The sequence below is a fragment of the Pseudomonas sp. P9_31 genome, from assembly GCF_034008235.1.
Classification (GTDB): Bacteria; Pseudomonadota; Gammaproteobacteria; order Pseudomonadales; family Pseudomonadaceae; genus Aquipseudomonas.
In genome coordinates this window covers 3,883,249-3,901,047 of sequence record NZ_CP125375.1, presented here as the reverse complement: position 1 = coordinate 3,901,047, position 17,799 = coordinate 3,883,249, and the positions used below count along the sequence as shown (strand labels likewise).

Genomic DNA, 17,799 nt, shown 5'->3' with positions numbered 1-17,799 from the left:
GCTGATACGTAGCGATGTCTCCGCGCTTGTTCCGGACACAGACGGGATACCTCCCGGGCTTCTAATAGGTTCCATCGAGGCAGACCCAACCGCCTCGGCTCAATCAACGATTGCCCCATTGAAGCCTTCAGGAAACCACCATGAACACCAAAGCCGTCTACGCAGCCTGGCTGTTTGCCGCCCTGAACATCTGCACTTTGTCGGCCCGGGCCGAAGCTGACGTTACCCCCCAAACCTACAACTACGGCACGTACCTGGACATCCAGAAAGTGCTGTCGATGAAACAGGACACCACGCCTTCCTGCGGGATTGTGAATGCCCGGATGACCTACCTGGATTCCCAGGGCAAGACCCAGGTGCTGGACTACCGCAAATTCGCGGATGACTGCAACGAAAACAACTGAGTCCTCTGTATCCCCCCACGGTTCCAGTGTGGGAGCGAGCCTGCTCGCGATGACGGCAGCACATTCAACCTCTATGTGACCGTCAGATCGCTATCGCGAGCAGGCTCGCTCCCACATGGGACTCGTACTCTCAAGGTAATCCCATGTTTCTCATCGCATTCCTGGGCGGCATTTTGACCGTCCTCAGCCCCTGCATCCTCCCGGTCGTGCCGTTTCTGTTTGCCGGTGTTGAACGCACACGCTCTTCGATCCTGCTCACCCTCGGCGGCATGGCCCTGACCTTCGCCCTGATCTCCAGCCTGGCCGTGGTCAGCAGTGACTGGGTGGTACAAGCCAACAACACCGGCCGCCATGTGGCGCTGATCGTGATGGTGCTGTTTGCGCTGTCGCTGATCTCCGTCCGCATCGGCGGCTGGCTGGCGCGTCCGTTGGTGCTGCTGGGCAATCGCCTCGACCCCGACACCCGCAAAATGTCCGGCCCGCTGGGCTCGGTGATGGTCGGCGTCGCCACGGGGCTGCTCTGGGCACCGTGTGCCGGGCCGATCCTCGGAGTGATCCTCACCGGCGCGATGCTGCAAGGCGCCAACGCTCACACCAGTCTGCTGCTGGTGGCGTACGGCCTGGGCAGCGCGTTGTCTCTGGGTACCTTGATCTTCGCCGGTCGCGGCCTGGTCAATCGCTTGAGACCGTCGATTCCAGTCACCGGCTGGCTGCGTCGCGGTGCCGGTGCTGCGGTGTTGGTCGCGGCGGCGGTCATCGCCACCGGAACCGACAACAGGCTGCTTGCGGGCACCTCGTCCGAAGGCGTTACCACGGTGGAACGGCAGGTGCTGGAAACCGTGCCGAAAGTGGTCGATTACCTGGTCAGCAAGGTCAAGGCCGACTCGAGCGTGGACTCGGCCAAAGGTGTGATGCCGTCACTCTCCGGCGCGGTCGAATGGCTCAACTCGCCAGCGCTGAGCAACGATGCCCTGCGTGGCAAAGTGGTGCTGGTGGACTTCTGGACGTATGACTGCATCAACTGCCAGCACACCTTGCCCTACGTGAAGGACTGGGCGAAGAAATATCAGAAGGACGGCTTGGTGGTGATCGGCGTGCACACCCCTGAATACGGTTACGAACGCATCATCGACAACGTCCGCGATCAGGTGAAAAAACTGGGCATCACCTACCCGGTGGCGATCGATAACAACTACGCGATCTGGCGCGCCTTCGATAACCAGTACTGGCCCGCACATTACCTGATCGATGCCAAGGGGCAGGTGCGTTACAGCCACTTTGGCGAGGGCCGTTACGAGACTCAGGAGCAATTGATTCAGCAGCTGCTGAAAGAGGCCAAGGCGCCTGCGGTGTAACCCGTTTCGGCGACGCAAGCCAACCTGTTAATGCGGCGTTACGGAGGGGCGACCATGCATCGGAGAGCGGTGCATTTCGTGGGACTGCCGGACGACCGGGCAGGACGGATACGTATCCGGGAGCTTTAGTTTGTGGACGGGGTCACTCTCGACTCTGCCATCACGATCATGCAAGGGAGATTGTCATGCCTAAGTTCATTATTGAGCGCGAGCTTCCGGGGGCCGGCGCACTGCCGCAACAGGAACTCAAAGCGATCTCGCAAAAATCCTGCGATGTGTTGCGCGGGTTGGGGCCAGAAGTGCAATGGCAGCAGAGTTACGTCACTGGCGACAAGATTTATTGCGTGTACATCGCGCCGAATGAAGAACTCATCAGGGAGCACGCCAAACAGGGTGGTTTTCCTATCAACAGCGTTTCCCGAGTCATGAGCATCATCGATCCCACCACGGCGGAGTAAGCCGGGCCAACCTGCGATGGAGCTGACTTCATGAGCACACCCATTGACCTCACTGCCCTGAAAAACCGTCAGATGACTGCGTGGGCCAGCGGTGACTACGCCGTGATCGGCACCACCTTACAGATTGTCGGCGAACAACTGGCCGAAGCCTGCGACCTGCTCTGTGATGAGCTCGTGCTGGACGTCGCCGCCGGCAACGGTAACGCAACGCTCGCCGCCGCGCGTCGGGGCTGCAAGGTCACGTCCACCGACTACGTGGCCAAGCTGCTTGAACGGGGTGAAGACCGCGCCCGGGCCGAGCGCCTGGACGTGACCTTTCAGGTGGCCGATGCCGAGGCCCTGCCGTTCGAGGACGCCAGCTTCGATGCCGTGCTCTCGACCTTCGGCGTGATGTTTACCCCGGATCAGCCCAAGGCCGCCGCGGAACTGGCGCGGGTGTGCCGTCCTGGCGGGCGAATTGGCCTTGCCAACTGGACGCCTGAAGGCTTCGTCGGCCAGATGTTCAAGACCCTGGCTCGTCACATGCCGCCACCCGTGGGGGCTCAACCGCCTTCCAACTGGGGCTCCGAAGCCTGGTTGCACTCGCAGTTCGATCAGCGCGACTTTCTACTCCAGGTGACACGGCGGTTATTCAACTTCCGCTACCGCTCGGCCGCCCATTTCATCGACATTTTCCGCACCTGGTATGGCCCGGTTCACAAGGCCTTTGCGACCCTGCCACCCGAAGGGGGCGCGGCGCTGGAAAGCGACCTGACCGAACTGCTCAATCGCCTGAATCGAGCGGGAGAGCGGTCGCTGGTGGTGCCCAGTGAATATCTGGAGGTGGTGATCACACGGCGTTAAACCTCTGACGCGGTCCATGTAGGAGCTGCCGAAGGCTGCGATCTTTTGATCCTGATCTTTTGCGATCTGGAGGTCGTCGAGAATCAAAATCAAAAGATCGCAGCCTTCGGCAGCTCCTACAGGGGACCGCATGCGGGCGCAATTACTCATCCAGCCGCTCGGTGTACACCACCCACACGCTGCACGGCATTTTGTACAACACATGTTCCACCGTGCTGCCGATCAACCGGCCCATGCCGCGATGGCCGATCCGGCCCATGACAATCACGTCGACGTCATAGGTATCGGCATAGCGGGTCAGCACCTTGGTCGGATTGCCCATGATCATGTGTCGTTGTTCCGGCGCGATGCCGTTGCGTGCGGCCAGTTCGTTGAAGGCGTCCTCCTGGAAGTCGAACAGGGTCTTGGCCTTGCTGGAAGTGAAGAACGCCGAACCGTTATCGAAGTTGAATTCGTCCGCGCTGATGGATGAAAGGTCATAGGCGTAGACCACATCGAGCTCGGCATTGCAGGCGCTCGCCAGTTTTGACGCTTCGTGCAGAATCCGGTCGTTGAAGCTTTTGTATTGATCATCACGATGGAAGGGATCGACCGCCGCGACGATCTTGCGCGGCAATGCATGCTTGGCATGGCTGACGAAATGCAGCGGCACCGGGCACTCACGCAGCAGATGCACGTCGAGAGGGGTAAACACCAGTCGCGACAGCCGCGATTGATGTTCCAGCGCCTTGATCAGCACGTCCATCGGCTGCTCTTTGAGGTGAATCAGGATTTCCTCCAGCGGATGTTCGACCCAGGCCACCTCGGTGGTGACGTGCACACCGATCTTGCGCAAGGGGCGGGCCTGTTCCTCAAGCCACTGACGGTGGCGCTCGACGTACCCCAGGCGCATCTGTTCCAGGGCCTTTTCGTTGACCAGGCTGGCGGTCGCCAGGCCTTCCAGATAGTCGAAGGCCACGATGTGCAGGGCCGCACTCTCGGCCTTGGCCAGCGCCGCGGCCCGGTCGAAGGCGGGGCTGTGTTCCATCAGGGGTGAGACGACCAGCATGAAACGCGATTGACCAGACATGACAAACCTCCCGTGGGTAAATGAGCAGACGGTGGTCGTTCAATACATCTCAATCTTTTAATTATTGACCATGATCAGTCTCAGGGGCGCCTTCGCGAGCAAGCCCGCTCCTACAGGGGATTTGTGGTGCTTATCTTATTTAAACAATCTGTGCGCCCCGTGCCGCCAGTAGCTCCCGTAATACGGAACGGTGGCAGTGCGCCTCGTCTTCGCAATAACACCCCACGGCCAGCGACGTCTGATGGGAGAGGGCGGCCAGCAGGTCGAGCAACTGGCTGGGTGCGGGATGGTTCATTTCGGCCTTGAACTTGCGCTTGAAGGCCTCCCAGGCTTTGGCATCGTCTGCCGCTTTGGCTACGGCCACCAACTCGGGGCTGGGAGACAGCAGCGGTTGCCACACATCATAAAAATCACGACTGGCAAATTCGGCCTTCGGCACGCCACGAGGCGGGCGGCGTACGGTGCCCAGGCGCAGGCCTTCGTTGGCGGAGCGGGGTGAACCGAGTCGCACGATATGGATGGGCATGATCGCAGTGCCTACTTGAGCCGCGAGCTGTCGAACCACTCCAGCGCGGTGCGCCAGATGCAGATTCCCAGGAAGTACGCCGACATCAGCAGCCACAGGCCCATCACCAGCGGGTTGATGACCGGGTGGTTGACCACCAGCGACAAGCTGCACAGCAGCCAGATGGCCGTCACGGCAATGTTGATCGGCATGAATCGACGCACGCGGAACGGGTGCAAAAACTTCATTCGGGTCACGGTCAACAGTGCCAGGCCGATGACCGTGAGCAAGGTGATCCACGGCGACGGATCGATGATGTACAGGCACAGCGCAACCACGTTCCACGCGGCGGGGAAGCCCTGGAAGTAGTTGTCTTTGCTCTTCATGTTGACGTTGCAGAAGCAAAACAGCGACGACACCAGAATCAGCGACACGGTCAGCAGCAGGGTGTAGTCCGGCAACGGGATGTAACGGTAGATGAACAGCGCCGGGATAAACACATAGGTCAGGTAGTCGATCACCAGATCGAGGATCGAACCGTCGAAACTTGGCAGCACCGACTGCACATTGACCTTGCGCGCCAGTGCGCCGTCCAGGCCATCGACGATCAGCGCCACGCCCAGCCACAGCAGGCAATTGGTGGGTTGGTTCTCCAGCAAGGCGAGGGTCGCGAGGAAGGCAGTGACCACGCCGGTGGCGGTAAAACCATGGGCGCCCCACGCTTTGAGCCTGGCGATGTGTACGGCGGATATCACGGGGGCGTTCTCCAGAAAGTGAAGCAAGCCGGTTATCACCCTCCTGTTGAGGGCGTCGGCAAACCGGGTCGGGTAGCAGGTATCGACCGGATTTTCGGGGATAAGGTTCACCACCTTTGAATCTTAGACGCCGCGCAAAAAAATACCCCGGAAATCTCCGGGGCACGTATTGAGCGTTGACCGATGTCGCGACGGGTGTCAGCTCAGCGAGGGGTAGAACACGCGCAGCCGATGGTTATCCGGGTCAAGCGCGACGAAGGTACGACCGAAGTCGAGCTCTGTTGGCGCTTGCACCATGGTCAGCCCGAGAGCGCTCCAATCGGCAAACAGGGCATCGACCTGTTCGGCGGTTTCCACCGGGAACGCCAGTTCGGTCCCGCCGCCCGTCGCACCCACCGCAGGTTCGGCGGTGTGCCGCGACCAGAGTCCCAGCTTGTAGCCGCCATCCAGGACAAACAGAGCGAAGGTCGGCGACTCTTCCACGGGCTTGCGTTCGAGCAGAAACTCATAGAATCGTGCACTGATGGCGGGGTTTTCCACGAAAAGCAAAATAAAACGGGGAGTGATCATAGGGCTGCTCCATTCAAGGTGGACGCAGCATAAAAGGAGGCAGTGTCAGTTTCTGTCAGGAGTGTGAGCGGGCGCCTTTTGATGTCAGCCAGACGGCGCTGGCGTAATGTCCGCCGAGGGCTATTGTTGCCTGACTGACTTTCGCCCATTGATGAGGATGTCGTCATGAACACCAGCGATCTGCTCGAACAATTACTGCGGGCCGGTCAGGGCTCGCCGTCGCAACAAGGTGGCAGTGTGGCGTCAGCTCAAGGAGGTTTGGGTGGCCTTGGCGGCTTGCTTGGTGGCCTGTTAGGGGGCGGCGCGGGCGGCGGTGTGAGCGGGGGAGGCCTGGGTGGTTTGCTCGGTGGTCTGCTGGGCGGTGGGTCATCCATGGGCGGTTCGACCCAGACACGTTCGGGCGGCGCCAACTACGCGGCGTTGGCCTCGTTGGGGATGATGGCGTTCCAGGCGTATCAGGCCTGGCAACGCAGCCAGGCCTCGGCACCACAACAGGCGCCGCGCACCGTTGATCTGTTGTCTGGCCCGGAAATCGAAGACCACAGCCACGCCATCCTCCGTGCCTTGATCGCCGCCGCCAAGGCCGATGGGCGCATCGATGATGCCGAGAAGCAAATGATCAGCACCGAAATCGGCCGCCATACCGACGATCCGCAGCTGCAGCAATGGCTCGATGACGAAGTCGCCCGGCCACTGGATGCTGCCGATGTGGCGCAGTCCGCTCAGGATCCGGGCATGGCCGCCGAGATGTACCTGGCCAGCGTGATGTTGGTGGATGATCAGCAGGACGCCGAACGCAATTATCTGGATGAATTGGCGGCTGCGCTGAAGATCGATCCCGAGTTGCAGCTGCACCTGGAGCAACAGGCCAAGGGCGGCACAGCCTGAACGTGCTCCCTTTTGATCTTTGGCATTTTCGGAGCCGCTGAAATTCAAAAGATTGCAGCCTGCGGCAGCTCCCCTACGGAAATGGCGTTCGTTAATCAGGGGGCGTGTGGTTCCGCCTTTATTCATTAAGGTGTCCTTGCACAAACCCGTCTGTCCGGCAGAACCTGGCTTCCATAAATGCTGTCATTTTAATGGCATGAATGACCGGGTATTCAAAGGGGTTGTTGATTTTGCACACCCTTTCATGAATATTTTATTCCCAATAGATGAAATGCAGGTACTTTCATTTGACATCTGGGATTCAATGTCTAGAATCGTTCGCACGGGTCCCCTCTGAGGGACCGAGAAGAATAAAAGTAAAGGGACGATACAATGCATGGAAGCTATCCATATCACCGTATTGCAGCATGCAATACCTTCATGTTGTACCTCGCTACAGTCATCACTGAATTTCCCGCCTCGTCGCGTTGCGATGTGAACTTTATCGCTCGCATACGGTTTTAATTTATTTCGACTTTCATGCATCTAACAGTTTGGGTTGGTAATAGCCAAAACTTATGATGCATGGTTTGTCGTGGGTCGTGATTAGCCAATTCGCACTTTCGATATTAAAGATTCGAAATTGATGGCGTTGTTCGCCCCGAAAAAAATTGGCTGATCAAATGGAATTCTGATTCTCGCTAAAGGAGTGGCTTGGCCATGTTTAAAAGACGCAAGCGCATCGCACTGGATGATCCCAGTCTGGAACGTGTGAAGTTGACACCCCAGATGCTCGCCTACGATCAATTCGCCAGTCGCAGTCGTTCCCAGTACCTGCCTTATGTGATGGGTTTCAATGCCGCCGACTACCGTTCGGAATCGATCAATACCGATCGGCTCGGATTTCGCCTGGCCCATGATGCGCAAGGCCGGCCGATCAGTGTCGGCACCCTGGAGGCCAGCGCGCCGTCCGCGGTAAATTTGCTGGTCGGGGCCTCAACAGCCTTGGGTTACGGGGCTTCCAGTGATGCCGCCTCGCTAGCGAGCCGCCTGTCCACGTATGATCCCGACGGTACGCCATGGCTGAATTTTGCTGGGCATACCTTTAATGCGACCCAGGAATTGATGCTATTCATGCTGCATGCCCATCGACTGCCCAAAGTGCGGAAGATCGTGATCATGGGGGGCTTCAATACGCTGGTCATGGCGCGTCTTCCCGAGTTCATTCGGGGTGATCTGCCGCCGTTCTACTTCTGCGGCGACTATTACGAAAAGTTTGATGAAATTGCTGAAGAGAATGGCGCAGAACTGCCGCCAAGCAAACTTCCAAAGTGGCCTGCCGAAACGACCGAAGTTCCGCCAGTTTCGCAAACTCTGGCACGCGCCACACAAGACACCCTAAATCGTCTGACTACTTGGAAGCGACTCGCGGATTCCTTGGGTGCGGAACTTACGTTTGTTCTCCAGCCCTTGGCGACTTGGGCAAGAACACCGTGCGCCGAAGAGCAGAAGCTGTTCGCTGAACTTGATCGAATATCCCGGTTTGGCACTTGGCAGCATTTGTATGGCGACATATCCGTTCCCGACGTCGCGGAATATTACGCTGATAACTTGGCCAATGGTTGTCATGGTTTAGGCATTCGATTTGCCAGTTTGATCGATGATTTTAGAGAGCGTCCGGGCGATGAATGGCTTTTCGTAGATCGCGCGCACTTTACCGACCTTGGCAGTGATGTCGCAGCACGCACCGTTCATCGATACCTGCAGTGAAAGTTTAGGAGACTCTATGTTCAAGCGAATTCGCAAGGCACTTGGTTCTTTGTTCAAGAAAAAGAAAAAGTCCAAGAAGAAAAACAATTCCTCCATATATCCAATGCACTGATGAAGACTAATAGGCAAATCTTTTCCAGTTTCCTCGGGGCAGAGACCGGGGGAGAGGCGAGGCGCATGTTCACGCCCGTCACCCTGCGCACGTGCCTGGATGCGGTGCAGGGGACGGACTTGGCAGACCTCGACTTCGCCAGCGCGACGGCCTTGGCGGGGCTGGCGAGTGTGGCATGCGAACGGCTTGGGCCATTGCGCGACGGATTCCGAAGGTTGGCACAGGCAATCGAGACGAACGAAGCAGATGCCCAGGCGCTGCATGCCAAGGCGGCGTTGGAGTCGGCTCCCTTTCTGATCGGCAGCCAGCACCTGATTCATGGGGTCTGTGGCAGCTGGAATAATGAAGCGCGCCATGCCATGGCAGCGCTGCGTATCCATGCGGCGGATGTGGGTGCCGGTCAACCGGGGGCCAGTCGTATCCAGCGCTACCAGGAATTGCTGCGTCAGCACGCGCTGGCAGATGCTGGCGAAGATCTCTTGCGAGCAGTGGCCGACCCAAGGATCTCGGACGGAGCCTTCAACTGTGCCTCGGCCCTGGTCGTATTGGGGCATTTCCCGGAGTCGCTGACGGCCCAGATCCTGGGGGTCAACCTTTACCTGCGCCATTGCGGGCTGCTGCCCGCGTTCGAGTTCATTGCCAACAATGAGCCGTCCACCCGCCAATTTCTCGATTTGCGTCACGACCCCGCCGGTCGTACCGACGATCTCGCCGTGCTCGCTGAAGTGGCCGTCCGGGAATTTCTCGGGCAGATGGGACCGGCCGCAAACGTTGGGGTACGCCAAGGCTACCTGTGGGCGCGCTGGCAAGTCGAGGAGATGAACGGAGCACTGCTCAATGTGCTTGAGCGCTGGCTCGATCCGAGAGAGGCGGCACGCCACCTGATTAGCCGACGTCGGCTGGATGCTTGCCAATACCATGACAAGACGCGGCTGAATAAGGTGCCGATGAAGCCCTTGCTCGCGGTCGACGACTCCTTGACGTTCCTCGATCATCTTGCCGCCAGCACCTACGTGCGGGCGGGCAAGCCGGAATCGAGTCCACTGCTCACCAGCCTGATTTCGCCGCGGGGCAAGATGTTCCGAATCTTCAGTCGCGACGATATTGCCATTCTTCACCGCTGGATCTGCGGCTTGCCTTACGCCGATGCGCCCATGCAGCCTGCGGCTTTCCAGGTATGGAAAGACGACGGAATACTCGCCGGGGCTATTCGCGAGGACGCTGAACCCCAAGCGTTGGTCGCCAGTTTGAGCCCACGAGAGGCCTACCCGCGCATGTTGCGCATGGAGCTCGCGCCGTCAGATGAGTCCTATGCCGGTCACTACGTGAAGAGCTGGCTGGCCCGGGCCGCCCGTGGCGTCGCCAAGGGGCGTTGCTCGTTGCCGGAGCATTGGGCTCCCGGTGTCTTGCAGCAGTGGTTGCAGGGCCAGCATGAAGCTTCCAACCAGGCACTGGGGCAGGACGAAGAGCTGCCGTCTCGCGATGAGGTGGTCGCCGATATCCTGTCCCTGGCGCCGCTGACAATGATCGACGGGGCTTGGCTGGCCGGGTTCGCCCACCCGGCGGTAGCCTCCACGGCGTATGGCAGCCGGCTGTTCGAAACGCTTTTCGATGAGTTGGGCAACGGAATCGAGGCGCAGAACCATCCCGTTATCTACCGCCATCTGCTCAAGGCAGTACATGGCGAGTTGCCGGCCACCGCCGACCCTGGATACGCCAACGCAACGTGCTTCAACGACGAGGACTTCGAGCTGCCCGTGTTCTGGTTGTCAATCGGACGATATCCCCAAACCTACTGCCCGGAGATTCTCGGGCTGAACCTGGCGATGGAGCTATCCGGTGTAGGTGGCGGTTATCGGCGTACCCACAAGGCGTTGGTCGCCTACGGCTATCCGACGATGTTCGTCGATCTGCACAACTCCATCGACAACATCTCCACCGGGCATACGGCATGGGCTGCCGCGAGTCTGGATACCTACCTTTGCGCATTTTCTCGACGTGACCGTGAAGAACTTTGGGCGCGCGTCCGTAATGGATTCGTCGCGCTCAATCCACCCAGGGAGCAAACAATGCTGGATAAGTTTCGCGAAAAAGTGAGGTCGCTGCTATGACGGTTACGCTTGGCATTTCTGCCTTTTATCACGACAGCGCGGCCACTCTGGTTGTGGACGGCAAGATCGTCGCCGCAGCCCAGGAAGAGCGCTTCAGCCGGATCCGGCATGACCCGGGTTTTCCGCGTAAGGCCATTGAGTATGTCCTGACGTACGCAGGTATAAACCTGGCCGATGTCGACCATGTCGCCTATTACGAAGACCCGGCGCTCAAGTTCCGTCGGGTGCTCTCGACGGCAGCCGTGGCCGGGTTTTCGGCAGCGCGCACCTATGCACCGGTGCTTGGCGAATGGCTATCAACCAAGCGCCGAATGGACCGTGAGGTTGTGCGTCATCTCAGCGCGATGGGAGACCGGGACGGTCGCCGAATCGAAGTGCATGGCCACCACGAGTCCCACGCTGCATCGGCGTTCTTCCCCAGTCCGTTCGAGAGCGCCGCGATCCTGTGTATCGACAGTGTCGGCGAATGGGCGACGACCACTCTCTGGCACGGTAAGCCAGAAGGCATCGAGCTGGTCGCAGAGTTGTCCTTTCCCCATTCGCTGGGCTTGCTCTACTCGGCCTTCACCTATTTCTGCGGCTTCAAGGTGGACTCCGGCGAATACAAACTCATGGGACTTGCGCCTTATGGCAAGCCTCACTACGTCGACACGATCCTCTCGCATCTGATCGATGTGAAGCCCGATGGCAGCTTCAGACTCGACTGGACCAAGTTCGAGTTCATCAAGGGCCAGGTCATGACGGGCGATGCCTTTGAGCAGCTGTTCGGAGGCCCCCGGCGCTTGCCCGAGGCACCCCTTACCGATCGCGAATTCGATTTGGCGGCATCGGTGCAGAAAGTCACGGAAATCGTCGTTTCGCGCCTGGCCAAGACCGCCCGTGAACTCACTGGCGAGACAGCGCTATGCATGGCCGGGGGCGTTGCCCTTAACTGCGTAGCCAACGGCGTGATCTCGCGTGAGCGAACGTTCGACCGACTGTGGGTGCAACCGGCGGCTGGCGATGCGGGTGGCTCGCTGGGCGCCGCGCTGCTGACAGACCGCACGCATCGCCGCGTAGCAAGCCGCGAATTACCTGCTGGCGTGCGTGATGGCATGAGCGGAGCATTGCTCGGGCCGGAGTACAGTGAGGAGCAGATCAGGGACGAACTGGAAGCCTGCGGCGCTGTTTTTCACAGGCTTTCGCAGGAAGAGCTCGACCAGCGGGTGAGCACCAGCATAGAGGACGGCGGGGTCATCGGCTGGTTCCAGGGGCGGATGGAGTTCGGTCCGCGATCACTTGGCAGCCGTTCGATCCTGGGTGATCCGCGCCGCTCGGACACCCAGTCAAACATGAACCTGCGCATCAAGTTTCGCGAATCCTTCCGGCCCTTCGCTCCCGTGGTGCTTGAGGAAAAAGCGGCTGACTACTTCGACATCGTCGAGGAAAGCCCCTACATGCTGGTGGTCTCGCCCATTGCAAAGGGCATTCGCAAGGCGACCCCTCAGGAGAGTGCGCGGCTTACCGGTATCGACTTGCTCAAGTTGGTGCGCAGCGATCTGCCAGCAATTACCCACGTGGACTTCTCGGCAAGGGTGCAGACCGTGGACCGGGAGCGCAACCCGCGGTTCCGGGCGCTGCTTGAACGCTTCTACCAGCGTTCGGGGTGTCCGGTACTGGTCAACACCTCGTTCAACGTGCGCGGTGAGCCCATTGTGAACACGCCGTTCGAAGCTTATCGCTGCTTCATGCGTACCAATATGGATGTACTGGCGATTGGCGATTTCTATCTCGATAAATCGGAGCAGCCTCAGTTTGAGGAAGCGGTCGACTGGCGCGAGACAGTACCGCTGGATTAACTATTTCATACACTAGGGAAGGTGCACTATGGATTATGTTCTGCTCTACCTGATCCTGCCGTTGGGGATGTTTATCCGGCGAACCAAGGCGTTCGCCCATCGTCCGGACCCCAAGGTCACCTCATATCTGAACCGCAAATCATGAGCGTCTTGGCCATGGATGTTCAGGAGGCTTCGCTGGTACAGGAGATGGTCGTCAATGATCCCGACCTGACCGGGCTGGAGCACTGTCGCGTGAGGCTGGCCGAAACGCCACACTGCGCTGACAGTGTGGGAACAGTCGGCGGGGACTGGCTCGGCACCGTGTTGGGACGGGATATCGTCGAGGCGATTCGCGCATTTCCTGCCAGCCCGCACAAAGCGCTGCTGATCAGAGGCATTTCGCTCTCGACGGACATCGCGACGCCACGCAATGGCTTCCTGCCCAATGCCGAGTGCGTTCTTGATTTCGATCTGCTGCACTTTGGCATGCTGCGACTGCTGGGTGTCAGGCCGCATGCCGTCGAGTATGAAAACTTCGGCAAGCTGGTCAGAAACGTCGTTCCGGTCCCGGAGGCTGCGGGCACCACGAGTTCCTGGGGCGCCGATGTGGAGTTTTTCTGGCACACCGACAACCCCAACTGGCCCTTCGCCGATCAAAGCCGAAGTGTCGCGACCGCCGTGCCGAACTTCCTGGCCTTCACCGCCGTGCGCAACTTTGAAGGGGCCTCCACCGACATTGTTTGTGTGGATCATGTTCTTTCACGGCTGCCCACTTGGGCGATCGCCCAGTTGCAGAAGGCTGCCTACACCTTTGGTGCCCCCGCCTCCAACGAGGGCTTCGATGGCGAGGCGAGGGTGCTGCCGGTGCTGGAGCAGGACGCTGGCGGTTATCGCTTGCGCTTTGACGATGGCATCGTGGCCGCGCTCGACCTGGACAGCGAAAAGGCTCTTGCGCTCCTGCGCCAGTGCCTGCGTGACGCCCAGGGTATAGAGGTGGTGCTGCAGCCAGGCGACTTCTTCATTTTCAAAAATGCCCGCGTGCTGCACCGACGCAAGGCGTTCCAGCCTTTGCTCAACGGCAAGGCGCGCTGGCTGCGTAGGGTGTACGGCAGTTGATCCTTTGCTTCAAAAAACCATCCCAATAGACATGGAGTTTATGCATGAACAAGCGTATCGCAGTAGTCGGTGGCCGTCCCGCGCCTATCCACGGTGCCAAAGAACTGGGCATCGACGTCGTACTGGTGCATCAAGAGGGTGACTACGAGCAGGAGATCCTCGCCCATTGCGAACAAGTGGTGCATGCCAGGCTTGACGACGCCGAGGCCATTATCAAAGTCCTCGAGCCCTTGCACCGCGAACGTCCGTTCGATCGCATCATTACCACCACCGAAGTGGCGGGCGAGTCGACGGGCAAGGTGGTTGATCACTTCGGCCTCACCGGGGTTTCCTATAAGACTGCGCGCCTGCTCAAGGACAAAGTGGCCATGCGCGAGTTGTTGGTCGAGCACAACCTGAGCCCGGTAGCTTATCGCCATGTCACCAGTGCACAGGATGCCATTACGTTCGTCAAAGAGCATGGCAAGTCGGTTCTCAAACCAGCCGAAGGCGTAGCCAGCCTGCACATCCATCCCTGCGATGACGAAGCCTCCGCTTCCAAGGCTTGGCAGGCGCTTCAGGATGCCGACGTCAAGCACATCATCATCGAGGAGTACCTGGAGGGGCCGGTCGTCAGCGTCGACTCCTTCTCGTTCAAGGGTCGCCACCTTCCGATTGGTTACTCCCAGTACCGCATGAACGACAAATACGTCGAGTGGGAGGTCAGTACGCCGAGCACTGAGGCCAAAAAATGGCTGAGCGAGCTGAAGGAAATGACCTGCCGCCTGCTCGACGCCGTAGAGCTGGAGGAGGGGCCTTCCCACAGCGAGTTCGTGCTGACCCCGAAAGGTCCTCGTGTACTCGAATCCCACGCTCGCCTGGCGGGCTCGGGTGCCCCGGAACTGGTGCGGCGTGCGTTCGGCCTGGACCTGAACCGCATGTTCCTGACGGTGCCACTGGGTATCGACACCCTGCCGGATGTGTCGCCCGAGCCGATAGCGGGTGCCGCGATCCAGTTCTTCGTACCGACGCCTGGCAAGGTCAGAAAGGTCGAGCTCGATCTCAAGCCTGATGTCGATGTGCGCCATACCAAGCCAGGCGAGACGCCACTGGTGTTCCTGCCGTTCCTGTTCGAGCTGGGTGCAGCCGAGCGTGCCGTCGTCATCCAGAAGCATGAGGGCGACAAGATTCCTCCGCTCGACACCGTTGCCGACTGCGTTTCAGGGTATGTCCTGGCAACAGGCTCCTCGCGCGAGGAGGCCGTTCGGATCGGCGACGAACTGGTGGAAGCGGTCCACTTCATCGTGGACCCCACGGCATGAGATATGTCCTGTGCTTGCACCGTTGGGTCGGCTGCCAAGCGCTCTATGACCGATACGAACTGCCTGCAGGAATGCAGATTCGGGCGATCTGCACGCCCGAATCCCGCGCGTCCCTGCCGAGCGAGCGTCTGGCGTCAAGCTCGACGCTCGCCTCACTGGACGATGCTGAGGCGGTCATGGTCGAGGCTGAGCGTTTGGTCGAGCAACATGGCGTTCCAGCGCTGGTGGTTGCCCTTAACGAGGGCGACCTGCTCAATGCGGCTTCTATCCGCGAGCGATGGCAGATACCGGGAGATCTTGTCGCCTGGACCGAGCGGTTCCGCGACAAGCTCACTATGTTGGAGGTCGCTGGTCGGCAATCGTCGATCGGCGTGCTGCCTGCCTCGCCCGCCGATTCCCGCGAAACGGTGGAGCGACTGGCGGCCGAACACGGCTATCCGCTGGTGCTCAAACCGCGCTATGGCACGGCGAGTCGCGGCGTGAAATTCCTTCGCGGCCCAGGGGATCTTGATCAGATCCGGCAGGCAACGGAGCCGATGATGGTCCAGGCTTACTGCGCGGCCCCCATCCTGCACGTAGACGGCTGGTGGGATGGGCAACGGATTGTGGTGGTCACGGCGTCGCGTTATGTGAACAGCTGTGCCGATTTCGGTCCGGACAGCCCGCTGGGTAGCATCGAGCTCGAGGAGGGCGACGACGAACAGCGAATTGCGGGGCGCGTCGAGCAACTGCTGGCAGTCTTCGCGCCTGAGCGAGAAATCGTCTTCCACCTCGAACTGTTCGACCTGGATGACAAATGGCTGTTCCTGGAAATCGGTGCCCGGGTCGGTGGAGCCGAAATCCCGTTCCTCTGGCGAGAGGTGAGGGATATCGACCTGCTGGGGATCGCTTGGGAACTCCAGACAGGGGCGTCTACCCGCTACAGGGATCTTGCGCGCAGCCTTAGTAAGGAGGGCAGGCCATTGCACCCCGAGCGGGGTGCATGGGTGATCGCCCGCCGCAACAGCTCGCCGCGCGATGGCTTGGGTACCCTGTACTGGGCTCAGCCGCAGAACCTGGATCGCTTCGCCAGCGGTGTTTATGAAGGCGCTGGCACTCGCCTTCGCCTGCGCAGCTTCGATCGCCCCGCGTTGGTACGTGACGTGGGGATGATCTTCGAACAGTTATCCGAGTCATGGGGGGCTCAATCTTGAAAACAGCCGTTGTTACAGGTGCCAGCAGTGGTATTGGCGAGGCATGCGGCCGTACCTTGGCCAGTCGTGGCTGGCGGGTATTCCTTGTGGCGCGCAGGGGTGATCGGCTCGAGCGGATTGCCGGCGAAACCGGCGGACACGCCATTGTGCTGGATGTGACACAAGCGCGAGAGGAGGACTTGGTACAGATTTCCGAGTGCGATCTGCTAGTGAACTGTGCGGGCGGTGCGATCGGCCTGGATGCGGTAGACACGGCCAGTGCCGAGGATTGGACGAACATGTTCAACAGCAACGTACTGGGGACTTTGCGGATGACCCAACTGATGTTGCCTCGGCTCATTGCATCCCAAGGGTGCATCGTCAATATTACCTCTACGGCTGCGCTAGCCGGTTATGAGGGGGGAGGCGGCTATTGCGCGGCCAAGAGTGCTCAGCGCGCGCTGACCCATTCCTTGCGACTGGAGATGAAGGGCGTACCGGTGCGCATCACCGAGGTGCTTCCCGGGATGGTGCATACGCCAGAGTTTTCCTTGAATCGTTTTCGCGGCGACGCCGAACGGGTCAGCGCCATCTACAATGATGTCGACCGGCCTTTGAGCGCGGACGATGTCGCCCAGGTTGTGGCCTGGGTTGCCGATCAGCCCGCCCATGTCAATGTCGACGAAATCGTGGTTCGGCCAGTGGCACAGCGCGCTCAGCATGCGCTGTTCCGCGGCAGTCTCGGCTGGCTCGAGCCGCAGCGGGCCGACAAATCCCCTTTGAATGAAGGAGCACGCTAATGATGGCGCTGGAAAACCTGGCCGGTGTGGCCATCATCTCCTTGGGCATGGTTCTGACACCGGGTCCCAATATGGTCTACCTGACCTCGCGGGCGATTTCCCAAGGGCGGCTGGCCGGGATGATTTCGCTGGCGGGTGTGGCGCTAGGCTTCGTGTGCTACCTGCTGGCTGCGGGACTGGGGCTGGCGGCCTTGTTCAAGGCGGTGCCAGTGGCCTACGATTTCGTCAGGATCGCAGGCGCATTCTATCTGGGCTACCTGGCCTGGAACATGCTGAAGCCCAGGGGGACCTCCCCCTTCGAGGCGCGCGAACTGCCACCTCACTCGCCGAGACGGCTGTTCACGATGGGGCTGGTGACGAACCTGCTGAATCCGAAGATTGCGCTGATGTATTCCGCGCTGATTCCCCAGTTCATCGACCCTTCCGCAGGGTCTACCTTCCAGCAATTCATCCAGATGGGGCTGGTACAGATCACCATTGCCGTCACAGTGAACGGCATGATCGTCCTCGCCGCCTCCCGGGTCAGCGGATATCTGGCCACGCGACCCTCTGCCATGCGCACCCAACGCTGGGTGTCCGGGACCGTCCTGGGCGTCTTCGCGGTCGATATCCTGCTGCGCAAACCGCTCACCTGATAAAAAAGCGAGTGTTTCGCAAGCCCTGCAACGACAAGGCCCGGCCAATCGCCGGGCCTTGTCGTTTGGCGGAACCACGGGGCAAGTTTTGCAAGGCTACTGAACCTTCGCGCACTCATCCGGGGTCTCATGACTA

General features: G+C 59.8%; 17 protein-coding genes. 13 read left to right on the top strand and 4 right to left on the bottom strand.

Annotation, left to right across the window (positions count from 1 at the left end):
• Positions 1-140: 140 nt before the first annotated feature.
• From QMK51_RS17175 to QMK51_RS17160, 4 genes are all read left to right on the top strand, one after another.
• Complete coding sequence (locus QMK51_RS17175) at positions 141-404, top strand: DUF2790 domain-containing protein (RefSeq protein WP_320391022.1); 264 nt, start codon at positions 141-143, stop codon at positions 402-404.
• A gap of 143 nt (positions 405-547) precedes the next feature.
• Positions 548-1,759, top strand: coding sequence for a cytochrome c biogenesis protein DipZ (locus QMK51_RS17170; RefSeq protein ID WP_320391021.1), 1,212 nt, complete (start codon positions 548-550; stop codon positions 1,757-1,759).
• Positions 1,760-1,944: 185 nt separating this feature from the next.
• Positions 1,945-2,217 (top strand): DUF4242 domain-containing protein, encoded by a 273-nt coding sequence (locus QMK51_RS17165; RefSeq protein ID WP_258696340.1) that lies wholly within the window; start codon positions 1,945-1,947, stop codon positions 2,215-2,217.
• A gap of 30 nt (positions 2,218-2,247) precedes the next feature.
• Entirely contained in the window at positions 2,248-3,060 is an 813-nt protein-coding gene (locus QMK51_RS17160) for a class I SAM-dependent methyltransferase (protein WP_320391020.1), read from the top strand.
• 142 nt (positions 3,061-3,202) lie between these two features.
• On the opposite strand, the gene QMK51_RS17155 is transcribed toward QMK51_RS17160, so the two are convergent.
• From QMK51_RS17155 to QMK51_RS17140, 4 genes are all read right to left on the bottom strand, one after another.
• Positions 3,203-4,129 carry a universal stress protein gene (locus QMK51_RS17155; RefSeq protein ID WP_320391019.1) on the bottom strand — a complete coding sequence of 309 codons (927 nt, stop codon included), beginning with the start codon at positions 4,127-4,129 and terminating at the stop codon, positions 3,203-3,205.
• A 139-nt stretch (positions 4,130-4,268) separates the two neighbouring features.
• Positions 4,269-4,655 (bottom strand): DUF488 domain-containing protein, encoded by a 387-nt coding sequence (locus tag QMK51_RS17150; protein ID WP_320391018.1) that lies wholly within the window; start codon positions 4,653-4,655, stop codon positions 4,269-4,271.
• Between the two features lie 11 nt (positions 4,656-4,666).
• A complete protein-coding gene (pcsA, locus tag QMK51_RS17145; RefSeq protein WP_258696336.1) occupies positions 4,667-5,389 on the bottom strand; it encodes a phosphatidylcholine synthase in 723 nt (240 codons plus the stop codon).
• A 198-nt stretch (positions 5,390-5,587) separates the two neighbouring features.
• The gene (locus QMK51_RS17140) at positions 5,588-5,959 is read right to left on the bottom strand and encodes a VOC family protein (protein WP_320391017.1); all 372 of its coding nucleotides are present in this window, start codon (positions 5,957-5,959) and stop codon (positions 5,588-5,590) included.
• Positions 5,960-6,124: 165 nt separating this feature from the next.
• Between QMK51_RS17140 and QMK51_RS17135 the strand changes: the two genes are divergently transcribed.
• The 9 genes from QMK51_RS17135 (at position 6,125) to QMK51_RS17095 (ending at position 17,663) form a co-directional block, all read left to right on the top strand.
• Positions 6,125-6,847 (top strand): tellurite resistance TerB family protein, encoded by a 723-nt coding sequence (locus QMK51_RS17135; RefSeq protein WP_320391016.1) that lies wholly within the window; start codon positions 6,125-6,127, stop codon positions 6,845-6,847.
• Positions 6,848-7,546: 699 nt separating this feature from the next.
• Positions 7,547-8,596 carry a hypothetical protein gene (locus QMK51_RS17130; RefSeq protein WP_320391015.1) on the top strand — a complete coding sequence of 350 codons (1,050 nt, stop codon included), beginning with the start codon at positions 7,547-7,549 and terminating at the stop codon, positions 8,594-8,596.
• A 177-nt stretch (positions 8,597-8,773) separates the two neighbouring features.
• On the top strand, positions 8,774-10,819 hold the full coding sequence (locus QMK51_RS17125) for an iron-containing redox enzyme family protein (protein ID WP_320391014.1): 2,046 nt from the start codon (positions 8,774-8,776) through the stop codon (positions 10,817-10,819).
• Positions 10,816-12,657, top strand: coding sequence for a carbamoyltransferase (locus QMK51_RS17120; protein WP_320391013.1), 1,842 nt, complete (start codon positions 10,816-10,818; stop codon positions 12,655-12,657). Before QMK51_RS17125 ends, QMK51_RS17120 begins: the two co-directional genes overlap by 4 nt.
• A 141-nt stretch (positions 12,658-12,798) precedes the next feature.
• Positions 12,799-13,755: a TauD/TfdA family dioxygenase gene (locus QMK51_RS17115; protein ID WP_258696330.1), complete on the top strand. Its 957-nt coding sequence runs from the start codon at positions 12,799-12,801 to the stop codon at positions 13,753-13,755.
• 44 nt (positions 13,756-13,799) lie between these two features.
• Positions 13,800-15,056, top strand: coding sequence for an ATP-grasp domain-containing protein (locus QMK51_RS17110; protein WP_258696329.1), 1,257 nt, complete (start codon positions 13,800-13,802; stop codon positions 15,054-15,056).
• On the top strand, positions 15,053-16,249 hold the full coding sequence (locus QMK51_RS17105) for a biotin carboxylase (RefSeq protein WP_320391012.1): 1,197 nt from the start codon (positions 15,053-15,055) through the stop codon (positions 16,247-16,249). Before QMK51_RS17110 ends, QMK51_RS17105 begins: the two co-directional genes overlap by 4 nt.
• The gene (locus QMK51_RS17100; RefSeq protein ID WP_320391011.1) at positions 16,246-17,028 is read left to right on the top strand and encodes an SDR family oxidoreductase; all 783 of its coding nucleotides are present in this window, start codon (positions 16,246-16,248) and stop codon (positions 17,026-17,028) included. Before QMK51_RS17105 ends, QMK51_RS17100 begins: the two co-directional genes overlap by 4 nt.
• Positions 17,028-17,663 carry a LysE family translocator gene (locus tag QMK51_RS17095; RefSeq protein WP_258696326.1) on the top strand — a complete coding sequence of 212 codons (636 nt, stop codon included), beginning with the start codon at positions 17,028-17,030 and terminating at the stop codon, positions 17,661-17,663. Before QMK51_RS17100 ends, QMK51_RS17095 begins: the two co-directional genes overlap by 1 nt.
• The last annotated feature ends 136 nt before the right edge of the window (positions 17,664-17,799 follow it).

What these genes read in the sequence shown, in the direction of transcription:
- QMK51_RS17125 (WP_320391014.1), top strand. Translation starts at nt 8,774, where the DNA reads ATGTTCACGCCCGTCACCCTGCGCACGTGCCTGGATGCGGTGCAGGGG.
- QMK51_RS17105 (WP_320391012.1), top strand. Translation starts at nt 15,053, where the DNA reads ATGAGATATGTCCTGTGCTTGCACCGTTGGGTCGGCTGCCAAGCGCTC.
- QMK51_RS17135 (WP_320391016.1), top strand. Translation starts at nt 6,125, where the DNA reads ATGAACACCAGCGATCTGCTCGAACAATTACTGCGGGCCGGTCAGGGC.
- QMK51_RS17150 (WP_320391018.1), bottom strand. Translation starts at nt 4,655, where the DNA reads ATGCCCATCCATATCGTGCGACTCGGTTCACCCCGCTCCGCCAACGAA.
- QMK51_RS17155 (WP_320391019.1), bottom strand. Translation starts at nt 4,129, where the DNA reads ATGTCTGGTCAATCGCGTTTCATGCTGGTCGTCTCACCCCTGATGGAA.
- QMK51_RS17110 (WP_258696329.1), top strand. Translation starts at nt 13,800, where the DNA reads ATGAACAAGCGTATCGCAGTAGTCGGTGGCCGTCCCGCGCCTATCCAC.
- QMK51_RS17165 (WP_258696340.1), top strand. Translation starts at nt 1,945, where the DNA reads ATGCCTAAGTTCATTATTGAGCGCGAGCTTCCGGGGGCCGGCGCACTG.
- QMK51_RS17130 (WP_320391015.1), top strand. Translation starts at nt 7,547, where the DNA reads ATGTTTAAAAGACGCAAGCGCATCGCACTGGATGATCCCAGTCTGGAA.
- QMK51_RS17095 (WP_258696326.1), top strand. Translation starts at nt 17,028, where the DNA reads ATGATGGCGCTGGAAAACCTGGCCGGTGTGGCCATCATCTCCTTGGGC.
- QMK51_RS17140 (WP_320391017.1), bottom strand. Translation starts at nt 5,959, where the DNA reads ATGATCACTCCCCGTTTTATTTTGCTTTTCGTGGAAAACCCCGCCATC.
- QMK51_RS17170 (WP_320391021.1), top strand. Translation starts at nt 548, where the DNA reads ATGTTTCTCATCGCATTCCTGGGCGGCATTTTGACCGTCCTCAGCCCC.
- QMK51_RS17160 (WP_320391020.1), top strand. Translation starts at nt 2,248, where the DNA reads ATGAGCACACCCATTGACCTCACTGCCCTGAAAAACCGTCAGATGACT.
- QMK51_RS17120 (WP_320391013.1), top strand. Translation starts at nt 10,816, where the DNA reads ATGACGGTTACGCTTGGCATTTCTGCCTTTTATCACGACAGCGCGGCC.
- QMK51_RS17175 (WP_320391022.1), top strand. Translation starts at nt 141, where the DNA reads ATGAACACCAAAGCCGTCTACGCAGCCTGGCTGTTTGCCGCCCTGAAC.
- QMK51_RS17115 (WP_258696330.1), top strand. Translation starts at nt 12,799, where the DNA reads ATGAGCGTCTTGGCCATGGATGTTCAGGAGGCTTCGCTGGTACAGGAG.